We start from the raw sequence: 17595 nt of genomic DNA, 5'->3' as shown, positions 1-17595 counted from the left end.
AGCGTTCTGACGCAGGCAGGCTCACGCTTTGGGGCGATTGACGCCTTCAGCCGCCGGCGACAAGGGTTGAGGGAGCGTGCCGGGCCCGCGACGCGGGCCCGGCGGACCCTTCGGCGCGGAAGCCGGCCACCATGCAGCGATCAGCACGCCCTCCGTCCAGCCGGGTGCGTCTGGCCCGGGCCGTCGTGGCCGCCCTGGTGGCGGTCGTCGCGGCAGTTCTCCCCATCACGGGGGCCCGTGCGGCACCGGCGGCGCCGACCCGCGCGGTCGGCGCGGCCGTCTCCTGCGACCGCACCTGCCTGGCGGGGGAGCTGCGCGCCGACCTGCAGGGCTACCTGAAGGCGCACGGCGCGGCGGAGCACGCCTCGGCCGCGGGGCTGACCGTGAGCCTGCCTGGGCAGGGCGGCATCGACGTGGCGGCCGGCACGACGCGGTACGGCGGCGGCGCGCCTGTGCGCAGCGACGGCGTATGGCAGATCGGGAGCAACACCAAGGCGTTCACGTCGGTGCTCCTGCTCCGGCTGGAGGCCGAGCACCGCCTGTCCATCGACGACACGCTGGGCCGATGGCTGCCGCAGTACCCGCAGTGGCGTGGGGTCACGATCAAGCGGCTGCTGAACATGACCAGCGGCATCCCGAACTACTCCGACCAGGACCCGATGCTCGCCGCCTACGCGGCGCACCCGCACCGGTACTTCCCGGCGGCCACCCTGGTCTCGTTCGCCGTCGGGGCGCCGGCCACCACCGGGTACCACTACTCCAACACCAACTACGTCCTCGCCGAGATGGTCATCGAGAAGGCGACCGGTCACAGCTACCGGGACGAGCTCTACTCCCGGCTCATCCGTCCCCTGAACCTGCGCGACCTCTGGTACCGGACTGACGTCTACCCGCGCTCGGTGACCGCCCGCGAACCGGCCGGCTACTACTTCAACGACCAGCCGCCGGTGCTGCTGGGGCTCAAGGGCCGGGACGTCAGCCGTGACTCGCTCTCATGGGCCCGCGGCGCCGGCGGCATCATCGGCACCACCGCCGACATGGTCCGCTGGGAACGGGCGATGTACGGCGGCCACCTGCTGCCCGCCAGGCAGCAGGCGGAGCTGCTGAGCCTGGTCTCGACCATGACCGGCAAGCCCATCGCGACCACGTCGCCCAGCGACCCCGGTGGTTTCGGCCTCGGGGTCGCCCAGGCGACCTTCCCCGGGTTCGGCACGGTCTGGTTCTACGAAGGCGAGACGCTCGGCTTCCGCACCCTGCACGTCTGGCTCCCGACCTCGGGGATCCTCATGGCCACGGGCGTGAACAGTGCCCCCACCCAGGACCACATCGAGGAGATCGTCATCGCGGCCTACAAGACGCTGGCCGCCAACGGGCTGGCCCCGCCCCTCGCCGGCTAGGTCGGCCACGCGCCGCCGGCGTGCGGCGGAACACGCGCACCCGCACCGCCGTTTGCACCTGTAACGGTGTAAGCGGGAGCAAGCGATGGACGTTTTCGAGGACCGGTCGGAGCAGGAGGCGCTGGACGCCTACTCCCAGGTCGTGACCGGGGTGGCCGACCGGCTCATCCCGCGCGTGGCCAGCATCCGGGTCCGGCGCCGGGTGCGCGGCGGCGAGGCCGAGGCCGGGGGCTCGGCAGTGGTCCTGTCCGCCCAGGGGCACCTGCTGACCAACGCCCACGTCGTCGACGGCGCCGTGGGCGGCACGGCGGAGTTCTCCAGCGGCGTCATGGTGCGCGTGCACGTCGTCGGCGCCGACCCGCTCTCGGACCTGGCCGTGCTCCGCGCCGAGGGCGAGGTGCCCGACCCGCCCGACTTCGGCAGTGCCGACCGGCTGCGCGTGGGCACCCTCGTGGTCGCCGTCGGCAACCCCCTCGGGCTGGCCGGCAGCGTCACCGCCGGCGTCGTCAGCGCCCTGGGGCGCTCGCTGCCGACCCGCTCGGGCACGGCGAGCCGGATCGTCGAGGACGTCATCCAGACGGATGCGGCGCTCAACCCGGGCAGCTCCGGCGGGGCGCTCGCCGACGCCCGGGCCCGGGTCGTCGGGATCAACACCGCGGTCGCCGGCATCGGTGTCGGCCTGGCCGTGCCCATGAACATCACGACGTGGCGGATCATCGACGCACTGCGCGCCGAGGGCCGGGTGCGCCGCGCCTACCTCGGCCTGGTCACCACCCCGGCGCCGCTGCCGCCCCGGTTCGCCGAGTCGACCGGCCAGCGGACCGCGCTGCGGGTCGTCGAGGTCGTCGGTGGCAGCCCGGCCGAGCAGGCCGGCCTGCGCCGGGGTGACCTGCTGCTGGCGGTCGACGGCCAGCCGCTGCGGGATGCCCAGTCGCTGCAACGGCTGCTGTTCGCCGAGGCGGTCGGCCGACGCACCGAGCTGACCGCGGTCCGCGGCGACGCGCTGGTGGACGTCGTGGCCGTGCCCGCGCCGCTCGCGGGCTGAGCGCGCGAGCGGCGCGCGAGAGCCGGCAGGTCGCTCGAGCCGGCCCACGGCATACGTCGCGGAGCGGGTGCCCGACCCGGGGGGCGGGCGTAGCGTCCGGCCCATGAGCGACGACGGTCAGCGCACCTGGGACTTCACCGGCCTGCGGGCCCTGTTCATCAACTGCACGCTCAAACGCTCTCCGGAGATGTCGCACACCCAGGGGCTGGTCGAGGTCAGCGCCGGGATCATGCGCAAGCACGGCGTCGAGGTCGACCAGCTCCGCGCGGTGGACCACGACATCGCGACAGGCGTCTACCCCGACATGACCGAGCACGGCTGGGCGACCGACGAGTGGCCGCAGCTGTGGCCGCGGGTGCAGGCGGCGCACATCCTCGTCGTGGCCGGGCCGATCTGGCTGGGGGACAACTCCAGCGTGACCAAGCGGGTCATCGAGCGGCTCTACGCCCAGTCCAGCCTGCTCAACGAGCAGGGGCAGTACGCCTTCTACGGCCGGGTCGGCGGCGCGTTGATCACCGGCAACGAGGACGGGGTCAAGCACTGCACCAGCAACATCCTCTACAGCCTGCAGCACCTCGGCTACGTCATCCCGCCGCAGGCCGACGCCGGCTGGATCGGGGAGGTCGGGCCGGGGCCGTCCTACCTCGACCCGGGCTCCGGCGGTCCGGAGAACGACTTCACCAACCGCAACACGACGTTCATGACGTGGAACCTCATGCACCTGGCGAAGATGATCCGCGACGCCGGCGGCATCCCGGCGTGGGGCAACCAGCGCTCGGCGTGGGAGTCCGGGCAGCGCTTCGACTTCAACCCCGAGTACCGCTGAGCGCTGCGGGGACGGGAATGGCGAGGGCGTCGGTCGACCGGGCCAGCGCCGACGACCTCATGGCGCTCGCCGTCGACCGCGGCCCCGTGCCCATGCAGGTGGGGGCCCTGCTGCTCCTCGCCGAGGGGGCCGATGCCGGCGTGGTGGCGGCCGCCGTCGGCGCCGCCTGCGGGCGGGTGCCCCGGCTCAGGCATCGGCTGCTGCGCACGCCGCCGGGGTGCGGCCGGCCGGTGTGGGTCGAGGACGCGGCGTTCAGGGCTGAACGGCACGTGCGGCGGGTGACGCTCGAAGGCGACCTGCTGGACCTGACCGCCGCGCTGGTCACCACGCGGTTGCCCGCGGATCGCCCCTTGTGGGCTGCTGTGGTCGTCGACGGCCTGGCCGGCGGGGGAGTGGCGGTGGTGTTCGTGATGCACCACGTGGTCGCCGACGGCGTAGGGGGCCTGGCGGTGCTCGGGGCACTCGCCGACGGCGCTCGCCCGGTGGCCTCGGCCGGCGGCCACCACTCCCTGCCGCCGGCGACGGTCCTGGCGCGGGACGCCTGGGCAGGACGGGCCCGGGCGATCCGTCGGCTGCCGCTCGCGGTGCGGCGGTTGGGGGCGGCGACCAGGGAGCTGGGGCTGCTGCGCGGGGTACGGCTCGCGCGTCGGACCTCGCTCAACGTCCGTACCGGCCCCCGCCGCCGACTCCTCGTCGTCTCGGTGCCGTTGGCCGGGGTCCGCGAGGCTGCGCACCGGCATGGGGCGACGGTCAACGACGCGGTGGTCGCGTCCATCGGCGGCGCTCTGGGTGAGCTGGTCGCGGCACGGGGGGAGCCGCTCACCGAGATCGTGGTGTCGGTGCCGGTGAGCGCCCGCACGCACACCTCCGCGACCCAGCTGGGCAACCAGGTCGGCGCCATGCCCGTGGCGGTCGACCTGCGTGCCGACCGCGCAGAGCGCCTGCGCCGCGTCGCCGCCCTGACGGCCGGCCGTCTCGCCACCCAGCGCGGAGGGTCGGCGGCGCTGCTGGTTCCGGGGTTCCGGCTGCTGGCTGCGCTCGGGCTGTTCCGGTGGTTCGTGGACCACCAGCGGCTGGTGCACACCTTCGTCACCGACCTGCGCGGACCGCCCGAGCGCTGGACTCTCGCCGGCGTGCCGGTGGAGGCGCTCGTCCCGGTGGCGCCGACCCCCGGCAACGTGACAGTCACCTTCGGCGTGCTCTCCTACGCGGGCACCCTCGCGGTTGCCGTACTGGCCGACCCGGAGCGTGTGCCCGAGCTCGACGGGCTCGGAGTCGCGCTCACCCGCGAGCTCGATGCGCTCACGGGCCGGGACGCCGGATCCGCGGGCGGTGGGTAGGGTCGCGCCATGAGCGCGCCGGTGCTGCACGTCAGAGGACAGGTCCTCGTCGGTCCGGAGGAGGTGCGCGACGAGGTCTGGGTGGTCGACGGCCGGATCTCGTATGCGGCGCCGCACGCGGGTGCCGACGTCCAGACCGTCTCCGGCTGGGTCCTGCCGGGTCTGGTCGACGCGCACTGCCACGTCGGGCTGGACGCCCACGGCGCCGTGGACGAGGCGACGAGCGAGGCGCAGGCGCTGGCCGACCGGGAGGCCGGCACGCTGCTGATCCGCGACGCCGGCTCGCCGGCCGACACGCGCTGGGTGGACGAGCGCGAGGACCTGCCGCGGGTCATCCGGGCCGGCCGGCACATCGCCCGCACCCGGCGCTACATCCGCAACTACGCCCACGAGATCGAGCCCGAGGACCTGGCCGCGTACGTCCGGCAGGAGGCCCGGCGCGGCGACGGGTGGGTCAAGCTCGTGGGGGACTGGATCGACCGCGAGACCGGCGACCTGTCGCCGTGCTGGCCGCGGGAGGCCCTGGTCGCGGCGATCGCCACCGCCCATGAGGAGGGCGCCCGGGTCACCGCGCACTGCTTCGGGGAGGAGTCGCTGCGCGACTTCGCCGCCGCCGGCACCGACTGCATCGAGCACGCCACCGGCCTGGAGCCCGACACGATCGACGCGTTCGCCGCGCAGGGCATCGCGATCGTGCCCACCCTGGTCAACATCGACACCTTCCCCTCGATCGCGGCATCGGCCGTGGAGAAGTTCCCGCTCTACGCCAAGCACATGCGCGACCTGCACGCCCGCCGGTTCGAGACCGTGGCGGCTGCCCATGACGCGGGCATCCCGATCTACCTCGGCACCGATGCCGGCGGCTCGCTGCCGCACGGGCTCGTCGCCGCCGAGGCGGCCGAGCTGGTCAAGGCCGGCCTCTCGACCGCCGAGGCGCTGGAGGCGGCCAGCTGGGGTGCCCGCCGCTGGCTGCGCCGCCCCGGGCTGGAGGAGGGCGCCGGCGCCGACCTCGTCGTCTACGCGGCCGACCCGCGCGAGGACATCGCCGTCCTGGCCCACCCGGCCCACGTCGTGCTGCGGGGCCGCGTTGTCGCCTGAGCCACCGGGCGCCTCGGCCGACCTGCACGCGGTGGGGGAGCGCGTGTGGGTCAGCCCGGTGCGGGCCGCCGACCTGCGCCCCTACCGCCGGGCGGTGGAGCGGTCCCGCCCGCGGCTGGCCCGGTGGAACCCGGTCAACCCCGACGACCTGGCCACCCACCTCGGCGCCCAGTCCCGTGCCCACCGCACCTTCGTCATCCGGGCGCGGCAGCCCGAGGGCGATCACGACATCGTGGGCAAGGTCAACGTCACCAACGTCGTCCACGGGCGGTTCCTCTCGGCCGCCATGGGCTACGACGCCTACGACCCGTATGCCGGTCGCGGACTCTTCGCCGAAGGCATGCGGCTGGTCATCGGGCTGGCCTTCAGCCCCGAGCCGCACGGGATGGGCCTGCACCGGCTCGAGGCGAGCGTGCAGCCCGGCAACGCCGTCTCGGCGGGCCTGCTGCGCTCGATGGGCTTCCGGCACGAGGGGTTCACCCCCCGGATGCTGTGGCTGTCCGACACCGGCGGCCGTGATGCCTGGCGCGACCACGACCGCTACGCCCTGACGCTGGAGGAGTGGCCGGCGGCGGCCTACGCCCCGCAGCGACGGCGTCGTTCGGTGGTGCTCGTCAACGGCGTGCCCGGCTCGGGCAAGACGTCGCTGGCTCGCGCGCTCGCCGAGGAGCTCGGGGTGCCGCTCTACTCGACCGACGTGGTCGGCGCCGACGCCGTGTGGCGCCTCCTGGCCGACTCGCCGGTGGGGGGCGTCGTGGCGGCGTCCTTCGGGGCGCAGCAGGAGGACCAGCTGCGGCAGGGGCTGGCCGGCGCGGGGCTGGACCCGGCCGCCGTGCCCGAGGTCTGGTGCGAGGGGCCCGCCGGTGAGGCCACCATGCAGCCGCTGGGGGTGGGGCCGGTGCACCGGGTGGACACGTCGACGCCCGTGAGTGCCGGCCAGGTGGCCAGGTTGGCGCTCGCAGTCCGCGCCGCCTCCGCCTGAGGCGAACCCTCCTGCCTCCCGACCCGGGCTGCGCCAACCCGCGGTGCGCCCGACGCCCGGGGGTCTGACGCGCGACCCCCGGGTCTGCCCCGCGACCCCCGGTCTGCCTCCCGACCCCGTCGATGGTGCGCCGGCCCGCCGGGCGCCCGTCGGGCTGATGGAGCAGGCGCCGGGTCCGCGGGCAGCTCGCGGGTCGCCGAGGGTCGCCCGCCCGCGCCGAGGTCGACGGAAGGCACACCTCCCGGTGCCGGGGGTGTCACGTCCGTCGACCGCGCCGGCTTCCAGCATGCGAGAAGTAACGCCACGTTATTTGACCAATAACGTGACGCTATCCAAAACTCCTACCCATGACGTAGAGGATGCGGCGGCGCCGCGCACCTGCCCAGGTGAGCGGCACGGCATACCGCTGAGGCGCTCGTCGCCTCCTCCGGCTGGAGGCCCTGGCTTTCCACCGAAGGGGTGAGGGCAGATCCGCGCTTCATCGAGTCCGTCGCCGCCGTGCGGACCGCACAGTGGTGGCGGTTGAAGTCCTACTACAAGCATAGGAAAAGTCGGTGTCGATCCCGGTGCCGGCCAGTGCAGGCAAGGAGAACCGCATGTCCCGACCCCTGGGCCGTATCGCTCTCGCGATGGGTGTCGTGAGCACCGCGTTGTCGCTCGCCGCCTGCGGAGGCAACTCGCAGGCCTCCGACAAGGCGCCGTCCAGCGTCAAGCTCGGCTACTTCCCCAACCTCACCCACGCCACCGCGATCGTGGCCGACAAGGAGGGCTTCTTCACCAAGGAGCTCGGCCGGACGAAGCTGGAGGTCAAGACCTTCAACGCCGGCCCGGCGGCGATCGAGGCGCTGAAGTCCGGCGCCATCGACGCCACCTACGTCGGCCCCGGGCCGGCCACCAACGCGTACATCAACACCGGCGGCCAGGCGGTCACCATCGTGGCCGGCGCGGCCTCGGGCGGGGCGTCGTTCGTCGTGGACAAGTCCATCCGCAGTGCGGCCGACCTCAAGGGCAAGAAGGTCAGCTCCCCGCAGCTGGGCAACACCCAGGACATCGCGCTGCGTCACTGGCTCAAGGGCCAGGGCCTCAAGACCGACCTGCAGGGCGGCGGCGACGTCAACATCGCCCCGCAGGACAACTCCCAGACGCTGGACGCGTTCAAGCAGCACCTCATCGCCGGCGCATGGGTGCCCGAGCCCTACGCGACCCGGATGGTCCAGGCCGGTGGCAAGGTCCTCGTCGACGAGCGCTCGCTGTGGCCGGACAAGAAGTTCGCCACGACGGTGCTCGCCGTGCGCACCGACTTCCTCAAGGCCCACCCCGGCACCGTTCGCGCTCTTCTCGCGGGTGACCTGGATGCGGCGGACTTCATCGCCAAGGACCCCAAGAAGAGCCAGCAGGACGTCGCCGACGTCATCGCCACGGTCTCCGGCAAGCCGCTCAAGCCCGAGGTCATCACGGCGGCATGGCCACAGCTGACCTTCACCGTCGACCCGGTCTCCTCCTCGATCCTCACCGGGGCGAAGAACGCCTACGACGTGGGCGTGCTCAAGAAGGAGCCCGAGCTCGGCAACCTGATCAACCTCGACCTGCTCAACGCCCTCCTCAAGGAGCGCGGCAAGCCGGCGGTGGCGTCGTGACAGCGGCCGTCACGGCGCCCACCGTTGGGGGGAGGGACGGCGTGGCGGACAGCACCCGCCACGCCGTCACCCTCCGGGGCGTCACCAAGCGGTATGCCGGGGAGCACGGGGTGCTCGCCCTCGACGGGATCGACCTGCAGGTCTCGCCCGGGGAGTTCGTCTGCCTCGTCGGCGCCTCGGGCTGCGGCAAGTCGACCCTGCTGAACATCGTCAGCGGACTCGACGGGGCCAGCTCCGGGGAGGTCGGCGTGGAAGGCCACGCGGCACTGATGTTCCAGGAGTCGGCGCTGTTCCCGTGGCTGTCGGCCCTGGACAACGTCGCCACCCCGTTGCGGCTCAAGGGCATCGGCCGCAAGGAGCGGGAGGCCCAGGCGCGGGAGTACCTCGGCGCCGTGCACCTGGCCGAGTTCGCCGACCGGCGCCCGCACGAGCTCTCCGGTGGGATGCGCCAGCGCGTGGCCCTGGCCCGGACCCTGGCCACCCAGGCTCCGGTGCTGCTCATGGACGAGCCGTTCGGGGCGCTGGACGCGATGACCCGCGACCTGCTCCACGACGAGCTCGAGTCGATCTGGCGTGACCGCGGGCTGTCCGTCCTCTTCGTGACGCACAACGTCCGCGAGGCGGTCCGGCTCGGCGACCGTGTCGTGCTGCTGTCCAGCCGGCCCGGCCGCGTCGTGAAGGAGTACCCCGTGGACATCGCCCGCCCGCGCCGGATCGAGGACGCCGGGGTGTCCCGCCTCGCCGGCGAGATCACCCGCGCCCTGCGGGAGGAGGTGGCCCGTCATGGCGCTTGACCTGACCCATCGGGCCGAGGCCTCACAGGGCACCGAGCTGCGCGGGCTGGACGCCCTGGACCTCGGCGACCGGCCCCCGCGTCGCGGCGGGGCGCTGTGGCAGGCCACCTGGCCCAAGCTCGCCGCGGTCGTCATCGCCCTCGGTGCGTGGCAGCTCGTGGTGCTCAGCGGCTGGAAGCCCAGCTACCTGCTGCCCGGCCCGGCGCCGGTGTTCGCCGAGCTGGCCCACCAGGTCACGACCGGCGACTTCTGGCAGGCGGTCTCGATCACGATGACGCGCGGCCTGGTCGGCTTCGCCATCGCCACCGTGGTCGGCCTCGCGCTCGGCGTGCTCGTGGCACGCTCGCGGGTGCTCCGCGCGGCGATCGGGTCGCTGATCACCGGGCTGCAGACCATGCCGTCCATCGCGTGGTTCCCCTTGGCGATCCTGCTGTTCCAGCTCTCGGAGCAGGCGATCCTGTTCGTCATCCTCATCGGCGCAGTGCCCTCGATCGCCAACGGTGTCATCGGCGGTGTCGACTACGTGCCGCCGATCCTGGTGCGGGCGGGGCGCAACCTCGGTGCCAGCGGCCTGGCGCTCTACCGCCACGTGGTGCTGCCGGCGGCCCTGCCGAGCATCGTCTCGGGGCTGAAGCAGGGGTGGGCGTTCGCGTGGCGCTCGCTGCTGGCCGGCGAGCTGCTCGTCTCGATCGCCAACCGCCCCAGCCTCGGGGTCTTCCTCACCCAGAGCCGGGAGCTCGGCGACACGACCTACATGATCGCCCTGATGATCGCCATCCTCGTGATCGGCATCGTCGTCGACGCGGTCTTCGCCTCGGTCGACTCCGGCCTGCGCCGCCGGCGTGGGGTCAGCGCCTGAGGTTCACCTTCCGCCGAACATCCACCAGCCGCCCGCGGACTCCTCGTCCTCGGGCGGCTGGGGCATGGGCCACAGCTCGACGGCCCGGGCAGCGGCGGCCACGGCCTCGGTGGCGTCGACCTCGACGCTGGTCTCGCTGATGCCGCGGTCCCGCCACTCGCAGTAGACGCGCAGCGACCCGGCCGGTGGCAGGGGCCACAGCCAGAAGTCCTGCTGGAAGCTCAGGCCGCCCCCGCCGCCCCCGTGGGGCGAAAGGTGGAGGGCCGACGGGTCCTGCGCGGCGGCCTCCTCGGAGGGCAGGTGCTCGTCCTCGGCCAGCGCCTGCCGGCCGTCCGCCGCCGCGACGCCGACCCGCAGGCCGGCGCCGGACGACCGGCGGTGCCCCCAGAAGTGCGGCTCGTCGCCCTCGGTCCCCGGCCGCAGCAGGGTGCCGACCGTGAAGGCCAGCCCTTGCGGGTAGGCCATCGCCTGCGACAGCCAGACCGCGGTGTCCCCGGTCCGAGCCAGCTCGACCGCCCATCCCAGGGCCCCGGGCAGCCAGTTCTGCGGCTGCTGGCCGGGCCAGGCGGGGTAGTAGCGCGGCTGGACCTGCTCGGGCTCCGGCTCGGGTAGGGGCGGGAAGAAGGACATGCCGCGATCGTGCACCGGCCGGGTGCGTCGCCGCAGCCGGTCGCGTGGGACAGAATCAGCAGCGTGGACATCTCCGCCAAGACCGACTACGCGATCCGGGCGCTGCTGGCGCTGGCCGACAGCCCCGGCGGCCCGGTGTCGGTGGAGACCCTCGCGCAGGCCCAGCAGCTGCCGCGCAAGTTCCTCGAGGCGATCCTGTCCGACCTGCGCCGGGCCGGCATCGTCACCAGCCAGCGCGGCGCCACCGGCGGCTACACCCTGGCCCGCCCCGCGGGGGAGATCTCCCTCGGTGAGGTGTTCCGCGTCGTGGACGGGCCCCTCGCGGAGGTGAGGGGCCTGCGGCCGCACGAGACGGCATACCAGGGGGTGGCCCGGCACCTGCCCGTCGTGTGGGTGGCCGTGCGGGCCAGCCTGCGGCGGGTGCTGGACGACACCTCCCTGGAGCAGCTGCGCACCGGCGAGCTGCCGAGCCTGGTCCGCGAGCTGGCCACCGACCCCGGGGCGTGGCAGAACCGCTGACCTGCGCGTGGTCAGGGTGCCGCGGGCCATCTGGCAGAATGGTCGGCTGTACCCGTCCAGCCACCACCCTCTCGGCTGGCTGGAACGCCTACACACCGAGCGTCGGCACCCCGCGTGTTCCCCACCCGGTCTCGCCGTGCTCACTCAACAGAAACAGGAGACACCACAACCGTGGCCGTCAAGATTCGTCTGAAGCGCATGGGCAAGATCCGTGCACCGTTCTACCGCGTCGTCGTCATGGACTCCCGCGCCAAGCGCGATGGTCGTGCGATCGAGGAGATCGGCAAGTACCACCCGACCGAGGAGCCCTCGCTCATCGAGATCAACTCGGAGCGTGCGCAGCACTGGCTCGCCGTCGGCGCCCAGCCGACCGAGCAGGTCGAGAAGCTGCTGAAGATCACCGGTGACTGGCAGAAGTTCAAGGGCGAGCCGGGCGCCGAGGGCACGCTGAAGGTCAAGGAGGCCAAGCCCTCCAAGAAGGACCTCTACGAGGCTGCCATCGCCGCCGCCGGCAAGGCGGAGGAGACCAAGGACGGCGCCACCACCGCCAAGAAGAAGGCCACCAAGAAGGTCGAGGAGCCCAAGGCTGACGAGGGCACCGAGGCTGCGGCCGACGAGACCGCGAAGGCCGAGGCCTGAGCGTGCTCGAGGAGGCGCTCGAGCACCTCGTCAAGGGCATCGTCGACCACGAGGACGAGGTCGCCGTCCGGCGCAAGGAGCTGCGCCGCGGTGAGGTCCTCGAGGTCCGCGTCCACCCGGACGACCTCGGTCGCGTGATCGGCCGTTCCGGCCGGACCGCGAGCGCCCTGCGCACCGTCATGGGTGCGCTGGCCGGCGGGCAGCCGGTCCGCGTCGACATCGTCGACACCGACCGCGCCCGCTGACCTCCGGCTGCGTCCCTGACGCAGCCTGCACGACACACGACGGCGGGGTATGCCGTGGACTCACGTCCGCGGCATACCCCGCCGTTCGTCGTGCTCGCGCCAGGCGTCCCGGCCCGCGCTGTCGTGCGCGGGCCGGGATGCCGGCTCAGTACTGCCAGCCGACCGTGGTCGCGCTCGTGCCCGAGCAGGGCGCGGTGTAGCTGTGGTTGGCGCCGTTCTCCCAGGTGACGGTGCCGTCGGCGGCGATCTTGAGGAACTTGTACTGGAAGGTCGTGCACGCCGGGACGCTGGCGACGCCGAACCAGTTCGGGTAGCTCGGTGCCAGCAGCGGGCCGACGGCGGTGTTGCGGTCGGTCGACCAGCTGCCCAGCTCGGGGATGCTGCCGCTGATGTAGATGTTGTCGCCGGGGTTGGTCGGCGTGGCGTTGGTGACCGTGAAGGTCACCGGCACCTGCGCCCCGGAGAGCACCTTGAGGGCGTAGCCGTTGCTGGTGCCGCCGGCGGTGCTCACCGTGACCTGGTCGGTGCCCGCAGGGGTGCCGGTCGGCACGGTCGCGGTGATCCGGTTGGCGCCCCAGCTGGAGACGGTGGCCGTGACGCCGCCGACCTTGAGGGTGCCCGAGGTGCCGAAGCCGCGGCCCTCGACGGTGATGGTGTTGCCGGCCCGCGTCAGCGTGGGCGCGGCGCTGCCGATCGTGGGGGAGGTGGGCTCGGGGCCCTTGTACGACCACACCGCGACCTGGCCGCCCCCGAGGGTGAAGGAGGTGACCGGGTTGTTGCCGCCGGTGCCGCTGCCGACGGTGATCGACTGTCCGCCGAGCAGGCCGCCGAGCTGGTCGGTGTAGCTGCCCGCGGGCAGGGCGGTGTTCAGGCCGGTGATCGGGTAGGCCGTGCCGGACTTGTTGATCGCCACGAGCACGGTGTCGTTGTTGAACCGGCGCTCGTAGACGTAGACGTCGTTGTTGATCCAGCGCTGCTGGTGGGTGCCCCAGGCCAGCGCCGGCTGGTTCTGGCGGAGCGCGGAGAGCTTCTGGATCTCCTTGAACGCCGTGGTGGTCTCGCCGAAGCCGGGCATCTGCGGGCGGTTGTAGGGGTCGCCGCCGCCGCTGGTGTCGTTGTGCAGGTACTGCTCGGTGCCGTAGTAGAGGCACGGCGTGCCGCGGACCGTGAGCAGGAACGCCAGCGCGTCGTGCAGCGCGGTGGTGTCGTTCTTCAGGGTCAGGAACCGGGACATGTCGTGGTTGTCCAGGAAGGTGACCAGGTTCTCCTTGTAGGTGTAGTCGGTCCCGGTCTTGGCGATCGCCGCGTCGAGGTTGGTCATCGAGGCGCCCGAGCCGAACGTCTCGCGCATGGCGATGTTGAGGTAGAAGTCCAGCACCGAGACGCCGCTGTCGTTCGCGAACCGCACGTTGTCGGCATACAGCGGGTCGGTCTTGGACCCGAGGTACCACTCGCCGTAGAGGAAGGCGTCCTTGTTGGCGAGCACTGTGTCGGCGAAGGAGCGCTGCCAGCCGCTGGACATGTGCTTCACGGCGTCCATCCGGATGCCGTCCACGCCGCGGTTCATCCAGTAGCTGGCGTCCGTCTTGAGCAGGCTGTTGACGGTGGTCTGCTGCTGGTCGAGGTCCGCGAGGTCGGCGAGGTTCTTGTACTGCGTCTCGTAGCGGTCGTCCCAGTTGCTGATGCCGCCGTTGTGGTGGAAGTAGCCGCTCGTGTCGTTGACCGCCGTGCCCTTGAGCACCCCGTCGTCGTAGAGCGCCCCGCCCTCGGCGAAGGAGGGGTTGGCCGGGTCGGCCGGGCTGGTGTGGTTGGGCGCCCAGTCCATGATCACTTTGATGCCCATCGAGTGGGCGGCGCTGATCAGCGAGTCGAACTCGGCCAGGGTGCCGAAGTGCTCCTCGGGCCGCTTGAAGTCCCGGGCCCAGTAGCCGTGGTAGCCGGCGTTGGGGACCCCGCTGTAGACCGCCGGCTTGTCGATGTTGTCGACGTGCGGGGACATCCAGATGGCGGTGACGCCGAGGTCCTTGAGGTACTGAAGGTGCTGCTGGATGCCGGCGAAGTCCCCGCCCCAGTAGAGCTTCCAGTTCGACCTGGTCGCGTCATACATGCCGGGGCTCTTGGCCGGGTCGTCGTTTGCGGTGTTGCCGTCGGCGAACCGGTCGGTGATGACCTGGTAGCACAGGTCCTGCTTGAGGCTGGCCCGGTTGCTGACCGGGGCGTCGGCGTGGGCCGCGGGCAGCATGGCGGGGGTCGCCAGCAGGCCGCAGGCGACGGCGAGGACGCCGAGGTGGCGGCGGGCGAAGGCGCTCACGGGTGGTTCTCCAGGTCCTTGCCCAGGACCTCGGCAACGGTCTGGGTCAGGTCGTGCAGGGCCGACCGCTCCTGGGGGGTCAGGCCGCCGAAGCGTCGGTGGTTGGCCTTGTCCAGGGCCCGCTCGGCGATGTCGAGGCGGCGCTGCCCCTCCGGGGTGAGCGAGACCAGCACGACCCGCAGGTCGGCCTCGTCGCCGTGGGTTGACACCAGTCCGTGCTCGACCAGGCGGCGCACCAGCCGGGTGGCGTTGCCGCGGGTGCAGAGCAGGACCTCCGCGAGGCGGCTGATCGTCAGGGCGTCCGAGGGCGAGCCGGCCAGCTGGCGCAGCAGCGTGTACTGGGTCGGGCTCACCCCCGCGCCGCGCAGGGCCCGACGGTCGCCGTCGTCGAGCAGGACGTAGATGCGTTGCAGCTGTTCGTGCAGGGCCTTGCTCGAGCTGTCGACCACGGGGGTGCCTCCAGTTTGGTGACTGGTCAACGAAAGTGGGCCGACGCTAGGGACGGGCGACAGGTGGGGTCAACGGTGCATACGCGATCTTGACCAAGCCCATCCCGGTCCCTGACCGGACCGGTGGCGCACCCCGCGGGTATGCCGTCCGGCCGGGTCCGCGCGACCTGAGAGGATCTGCGGCATGGACGTCGTGGTGGCACGCATCGGCAAGGCGCACGGGTTGCGTGGAGAGGTGACCGTGGAGGTGCGCACCGACGCGCCGCAGGAGCGGTTCGTCGTGGGGGCGGAGTTCACCACCGACCCGGCCAAGGTCGGCCCGCTGCACCTGCGCAGCGTCCGCGACCACAACGGCATCACCCTGCTCGGCTTCGACGAGGCCACCGACCGCACGGCCGCCGAGGGGCTGCGCGGGACGCTGCTGCTCGCCGACGTCGAGGACGAGGCCGAGGACGACGGCGACTCCTGGTACGAGAAGGACCTCATCGGGCTGCGCGTCGTCACCGTCGGTGGCGAGGACGTCGGTGAGGTGGCCGCCCTGGACAGTCGGCCGGTGCAGGACCTGCTCGTGGTGCGCCTGGCCGGCGGGCGCGAGGCGCTCGTGCCGTTCGTGAAGCAGATCGTGCCCGAGGTCGACGTCGAGGCGGGCCGCGTCGTCATCGACCCTCCGGGCGGTCTGCTCGACCTGGACGAGGGCTGAGGGCCCCGCCGATGAGGCTGGACGTCGTCTCGATCTTCCCCGACTACCTCGCGCCGCTGGACCTGTCGCTGATCGGCAAGGCCCGACGGGAGGGGCTGGTCGACCTGCACGTGCACGACCTGCGCGACTTCACCCACGACCGGCACCGCACCGTCGACGACACCCCCTACGGCGGCGGCGCCGGGATGGTGATGCGCCCCGAGCCCTGGGGTGAGGCGCTGGACCACGTCGTGGCCACGGGCGCCCCGGCCGTCGGTGGGGGAGTGCCGCACCTGGTCGTGCCCGGCCCCGGCGGCCGCCCGTTCACCCAGGAGACGGCCCGCGAGCTGGCCGCCCAGCCGTGGCTGGCCTTCGCCTGCGGGCGCTACGAGGGCATCGACGAGCGCGTCTACGACGAGGCCCGCGAGCACATGCCGGTCAGCGTGCTCTCCCTCGGGGACTACGTCCTCAACGGCGGAGAGGTCGCCGTGCTGGCGATGGTCGAGGCGATCGCCCGGCTCCTGCCCGGCGTCATCGGCAACGCCGAGTCCCTCGTGGAGGAGTCGCACGAGGACGGCCTGCTGGAGTACCCCGTCTACACCAAGCCCCCGGTGTGGCGCGGGCGCGGCATACCGGAGGTGCTGCTGTCCGGGCACCACGGCCGGATCGCGCGATGGCGGCGCGACGAGCGGCTGCGGCGCACCGCGCAGCGGCGCCCCGACATGGTCGCCGCCCTCGACCCGGGCGCGCTCGACGCCCGCGACCGCGAGGTGCTGGCGGAGGCCGCCGGCGGATTTCAGCCCGCGCCCCCCGCTGTGGCAGACTGACTCCTCGCGTCTTGCACCGACTCGCGCCCCTGCCACAGGGGGAGTGCAGCGAACCACGGCCCGCAAGAGCACCCATACGAGAATCCGCCGGGTCAGGCACTCCTGCCCGGCACCTGACGCGCACGGTGACCTGTGGCACCGGCGGGAAAGCGAACTGATCATGCACCAGCTCGACGCCATCGACCAGGCGAGCCTCCGCGAGGACATCCCGGCCTTCCGCGCCGGTGACACCCTCAAGGTCCACGTCAAGGTCGTCGAGGGCAACCGCTCGCGTGTCCAGGTCTTCCAGGGCGTGGTCATCCGCCGCCACGGCCGCGGTGTCGGCGAGACCTTCACCGTCCGCAAGGTCAGCTTCGGCGTCGGCGTGGAGCGCACCTTCCCGGTGCACACCCCGATCGTCGACAAGATCGAGGTCATGACCCGCGGTGACGTGCGTCGCGCCAAGCTGTACTACCTGCGCGACCTGCGCGGCAAGGCTGCCAAGATCAAGGAGAAGCGCGAGACCACCCCGGCGCGCTGAGTCCTCGACGGCTCGACTGCTGCGCCTGCGCGAGCGTTCACAGGCTCGCGGACTAGGCTCGGGATCGATGAACCCCGGACCACCGACGGCATCTGCCGACACGCCGACGACCGCCCCTGACCGGGAGGTCGTCCCCCGCCACGCCAGCGGTCTCCGCTGGCTCGTGGTGGTGACTGTCGCGCTGGTGCTGACCCTGGTGGTCCGGGGTTTCTTCGTGCAGTCGTTCTTCGTGCCGTCGGCCTCGATGCAGCCGACCCTGCAGCCCGGTGACCGGATCCTGGTCACCAAGGTGGGGGGCGTGCACCGGGGGGACGTCGTCGTGTTCGACGGCAGCACCACGTTCGCCGCCCACGGCGGCGCCGAGCCGGCGCCCGCGGGCGTCATCAGCAAGGTGGTCTCCGCGGCCGCCTCGATGCTGTCGGTGAACGCGAACGAGAGCGACTTCGTCAAGCGGGTCGTCGGCATGCCCGGCGACCACGTCGTCTGCTGCGACGCCCAGGGCCGGATCACCGTCAACGGGGAGGCGGTGCACGAGCCGTACCTCTACCCCGGCGACAAGCCGAGCGACCTGACGTTCGACGTCACGGTGCCGCCCGGCCACATCTGGGTGCTCGGGGACCACCGCAGCGACTCGGCAGACTCACGCGCCCACCTGGGCGACCCCGGAGGAGGAATGGTGCGGCTGGATGACGTGATCGGGCGCGCGGCGTTCGTGTACTGGCCCTTGGGCCGCACGGCGACGCTCCCGGCGCCCGGCGGCCTGGCTGCGCTGCCCCACGGTGAAGGTCCCCGGTGAAC

General features: G+C 72.6%; 19 protein-coding genes. 16 read left to right on the top strand and 3 right to left on the bottom strand.

The genetic code is table 11. The features are described from left to right. Positions 1-131: 131 nt before the first annotated feature. From AC3ANM_RS05740 to AC3ANM_RS05700, 9 genes are all read left to right on the top strand, one after another. Positions 132-1397 (top strand): serine hydrolase domain-containing protein, encoded by a 1266-nt coding sequence (locus AC3ANM_RS05740; RefSeq protein WP_488287185.1) that lies wholly within the window; start codon positions 132-134, stop codon positions 1395-1397. Positions 1398-1482: 85 nt separating this feature from the next. Beyond that, positions 1483-2442: a S1C family serine protease gene (locus AC3ANM_RS05735; protein WP_488287184.1), complete on the top strand. Its 960-nt coding sequence runs from the start codon at positions 1483-1485 to the stop codon at positions 2440-2442. A 103-nt stretch (positions 2443-2545) separates the two neighbouring features. After that, a complete protein-coding gene (locus AC3ANM_RS05730; RefSeq protein ID WP_488287183.1) occupies positions 2546-3268 on the top strand; it encodes a flavodoxin family protein in 723 nt (240 codons plus the stop codon). 17 nt (positions 3269-3285) lie between these two features. After that, positions 3286-4608 carry a wax ester/triacylglycerol synthase domain-containing protein gene (locus tag AC3ANM_RS05725; RefSeq protein WP_488287182.1) on the top strand — a complete coding sequence of 441 codons (1323 nt, stop codon included), beginning with the start codon at positions 3286-3288 and terminating at the stop codon, positions 4606-4608. Between the two features lie 9 nt (positions 4609-4617). Beyond that, a complete protein-coding gene (locus AC3ANM_RS05720) occupies positions 4618-5706 on the top strand; it encodes an amidohydrolase family protein (protein WP_488287181.1) in 1089 nt (362 codons plus the stop codon). After that, a complete protein-coding gene (locus AC3ANM_RS05715; protein WP_488287180.1) occupies positions 5696-6688 on the top strand; it encodes a GNAT family N-acetyltransferase in 993 nt (330 codons plus the stop codon). The genes AC3ANM_RS05720 and AC3ANM_RS05715 overlap by 11 nt, the downstream gene beginning before the upstream one ends. 596 nt (positions 6689-7284) lie before the next feature. Next, the gene (locus tag AC3ANM_RS05710; protein WP_488287179.1) at positions 7285-8325 is read left to right on the top strand and encodes an ABC transporter substrate-binding protein; all 1041 of its coding nucleotides are present in this window, start codon (positions 7285-7287) and stop codon (positions 8323-8325) included. A gap of 41 nt (positions 8326-8366) precedes the next feature. Continuing rightward, positions 8367-9119, top strand: coding sequence for an ABC transporter ATP-binding protein (locus AC3ANM_RS05705; RefSeq protein ID WP_488287178.1), 753 nt, complete (start codon positions 8367-8369; stop codon positions 9117-9119). Next, on the top strand, positions 9109-9978 hold the full coding sequence (locus AC3ANM_RS05700) for an ABC transporter permease (RefSeq protein ID WP_488287177.1): 870 nt from the start codon (positions 9109-9111) through the stop codon (positions 9976-9978). Before AC3ANM_RS05705 ends, AC3ANM_RS05700 begins: the two co-directional genes overlap by 11 nt. 3 nt (positions 9979-9981) lie before the next feature. Here AC3ANM_RS05700 and AC3ANM_RS05695 read toward each other — a convergent pair whose 3' ends face one another. Further along, positions 9982-10608 carry a hypothetical protein gene (locus tag AC3ANM_RS05695; RefSeq protein WP_488287176.1) on the bottom strand — a complete coding sequence of 209 codons (627 nt, stop codon included), beginning with the start codon at positions 10606-10608 and terminating at the stop codon, positions 9982-9984. Between the two features lie 63 nt (positions 10609-10671). Between AC3ANM_RS05695 and AC3ANM_RS05690 the strand changes: the two genes are divergently transcribed. From AC3ANM_RS05690 to AC3ANM_RS05680, 3 genes are all read left to right on the top strand, one after another. Then, positions 10672-11127, top strand: a complete 456-nt coding sequence (locus AC3ANM_RS05690; protein ID WP_488287175.1) for an RrF2 family transcriptional regulator — start codon at positions 10672-10674, stop codon at positions 11125-11127. 171 nt (positions 11128-11298) lie between these two features. Next, positions 11299-11766, top strand: a complete 468-nt coding sequence (gene rpsP / locus AC3ANM_RS05685; protein ID WP_488287174.1) for a 30S ribosomal protein S16 — start codon at positions 11299-11301, stop codon at positions 11764-11766. Positions 11767-11768: 2 nt separating this feature from the next. Next, a complete protein-coding gene (locus AC3ANM_RS05680; protein ID WP_488287173.1) occupies positions 11769-12011 on the top strand; it encodes an RNA-binding protein in 243 nt (80 codons plus the stop codon). Positions 12012-12156: 145 nt separating this feature from the next. Here the strand turns inward: AC3ANM_RS05680 and AC3ANM_RS05675 are convergent, their stop codons facing one another. Beyond that, on the bottom strand, positions 12157-14322 hold the full coding sequence (locus tag AC3ANM_RS05675) for an alpha-amylase family glycosyl hydrolase (RefSeq protein WP_488287172.1): 2166 nt from the start codon (positions 14320-14322) through the stop codon (positions 12157-12159). Continuing rightward, positions 14319-14771, bottom strand: coding sequence for a MarR family winged helix-turn-helix transcriptional regulator (locus AC3ANM_RS05670; protein WP_488287171.1), 453 nt, complete (start codon positions 14769-14771; stop codon positions 14319-14321). Before AC3ANM_RS05670 ends, AC3ANM_RS05675 begins: the two co-directional genes overlap by 4 nt. Before the next feature lie 184 nt (positions 14772-14955). Between AC3ANM_RS05670 and rimM the strand changes: the two genes are divergently transcribed. The 4 genes from rimM to lepB all read left to right on the top strand — a co-directional run bounded on the left by rimM (position 14956) and on the right by lepB (position 17593). Then, entirely contained in the window at positions 14956-15471 is a 516-nt protein-coding gene (gene rimM, locus AC3ANM_RS05665) for a ribosome maturation factor RimM (protein ID WP_488287170.1), read from the top strand. 11 nt (positions 15472-15482) lie between these two features. Continuing rightward, positions 15483-16277, top strand: a complete 795-nt coding sequence (gene trmD / locus AC3ANM_RS05660) for a tRNA (guanosine(37)-N1)-methyltransferase TrmD (protein ID WP_488287169.1) — start codon at positions 15483-15485, stop codon at positions 16275-16277. 160 nt (positions 16278-16437) lie between these two features. Then, positions 16438-16797: a 50S ribosomal protein L19 gene (gene rplS, locus AC3ANM_RS05655; protein ID WP_488287168.1), complete on the top strand. Its 360-nt coding sequence runs from the start codon at positions 16438-16440 to the stop codon at positions 16795-16797. A 67-nt stretch (positions 16798-16864) separates the two neighbouring features. Then, positions 16865-17593: a signal peptidase I gene (lepB, locus tag AC3ANM_RS05650; RefSeq protein WP_488287167.1), complete on the top strand. Its 729-nt coding sequence runs from the start codon at positions 16865-16867 to the stop codon at positions 17591-17593. Positions 17594-17595: the final 2 nt, after the last annotated feature.

The sequence above is a fragment of the Oryzihumus sp. JJN4-3R genome, assembly GCF_057747915.1.
This window is presented reverse-complemented; position numbering and strand designations above follow the sequence as displayed.

Bases quoted from the DNA above. Each gene is read 5' to 3' on its own strand.
- AC3ANM_RS05740 (WP_488287185.1), top strand. From the start codon at position 132: ATGCAGCGATCAGCACGCCCTCCGTCCAGCCGGGTGCGTCTGGCCCGG.
- AC3ANM_RS05735 (WP_488287184.1), top strand. From the start codon at position 1,483: ATGGACGTTTTCGAGGACCGGTCGGAGCAGGAGGCGCTGGACGCCTAC.
- AC3ANM_RS05730 (WP_488287183.1), top strand. From the start codon at position 2,546: ATGAGCGACGACGGTCAGCGCACCTGGGACTTCACCGGCCTGCGGGCC.
- AC3ANM_RS05725 (WP_488287182.1), top strand. From the start codon at position 3,286: ATGGCGAGGGCGTCGGTCGACCGGGCCAGCGCCGACGACCTCATGGCG.
- AC3ANM_RS05720 (WP_488287181.1), top strand. From the start codon at position 4,618: ATGAGCGCGCCGGTGCTGCACGTCAGAGGACAGGTCCTCGTCGGTCCG.
- AC3ANM_RS05710 (WP_488287179.1), top strand. From the start codon at position 7,285: ATGTCCCGACCCCTGGGCCGTATCGCTCTCGCGATGGGTGTCGTGAGC.
- AC3ANM_RS05700 (WP_488287177.1), top strand. From the start codon at position 9,109: ATGGCGCTTGACCTGACCCATCGGGCCGAGGCCTCACAGGGCACCGAG.
- AC3ANM_RS05695 (WP_488287176.1), bottom strand. From the start codon at position 10,608: ATGTCCTTCTTCCCGCCCCTACCCGAGCCGGAGCCCGAGCAGGTCCAG.
- rimM (WP_488287170.1), top strand. From the start codon at position 14,956: ATGGACGTCGTGGTGGCACGCATCGGCAAGGCGCACGGGTTGCGTGGA.
- trmD (WP_488287169.1), top strand. From the start codon at position 15,483: ATGAGGCTGGACGTCGTCTCGATCTTCCCCGACTACCTCGCGCCGCTG.
- rplS (WP_488287168.1), top strand. From the start codon at position 16,438: ATGCACCAGCTCGACGCCATCGACCAGGCGAGCCTCCGCGAGGACATC.
- lepB (WP_488287167.1), top strand. From the start codon at position 16,865: ATGAACCCCGGACCACCGACGGCATCTGCCGACACGCCGACGACCGCC.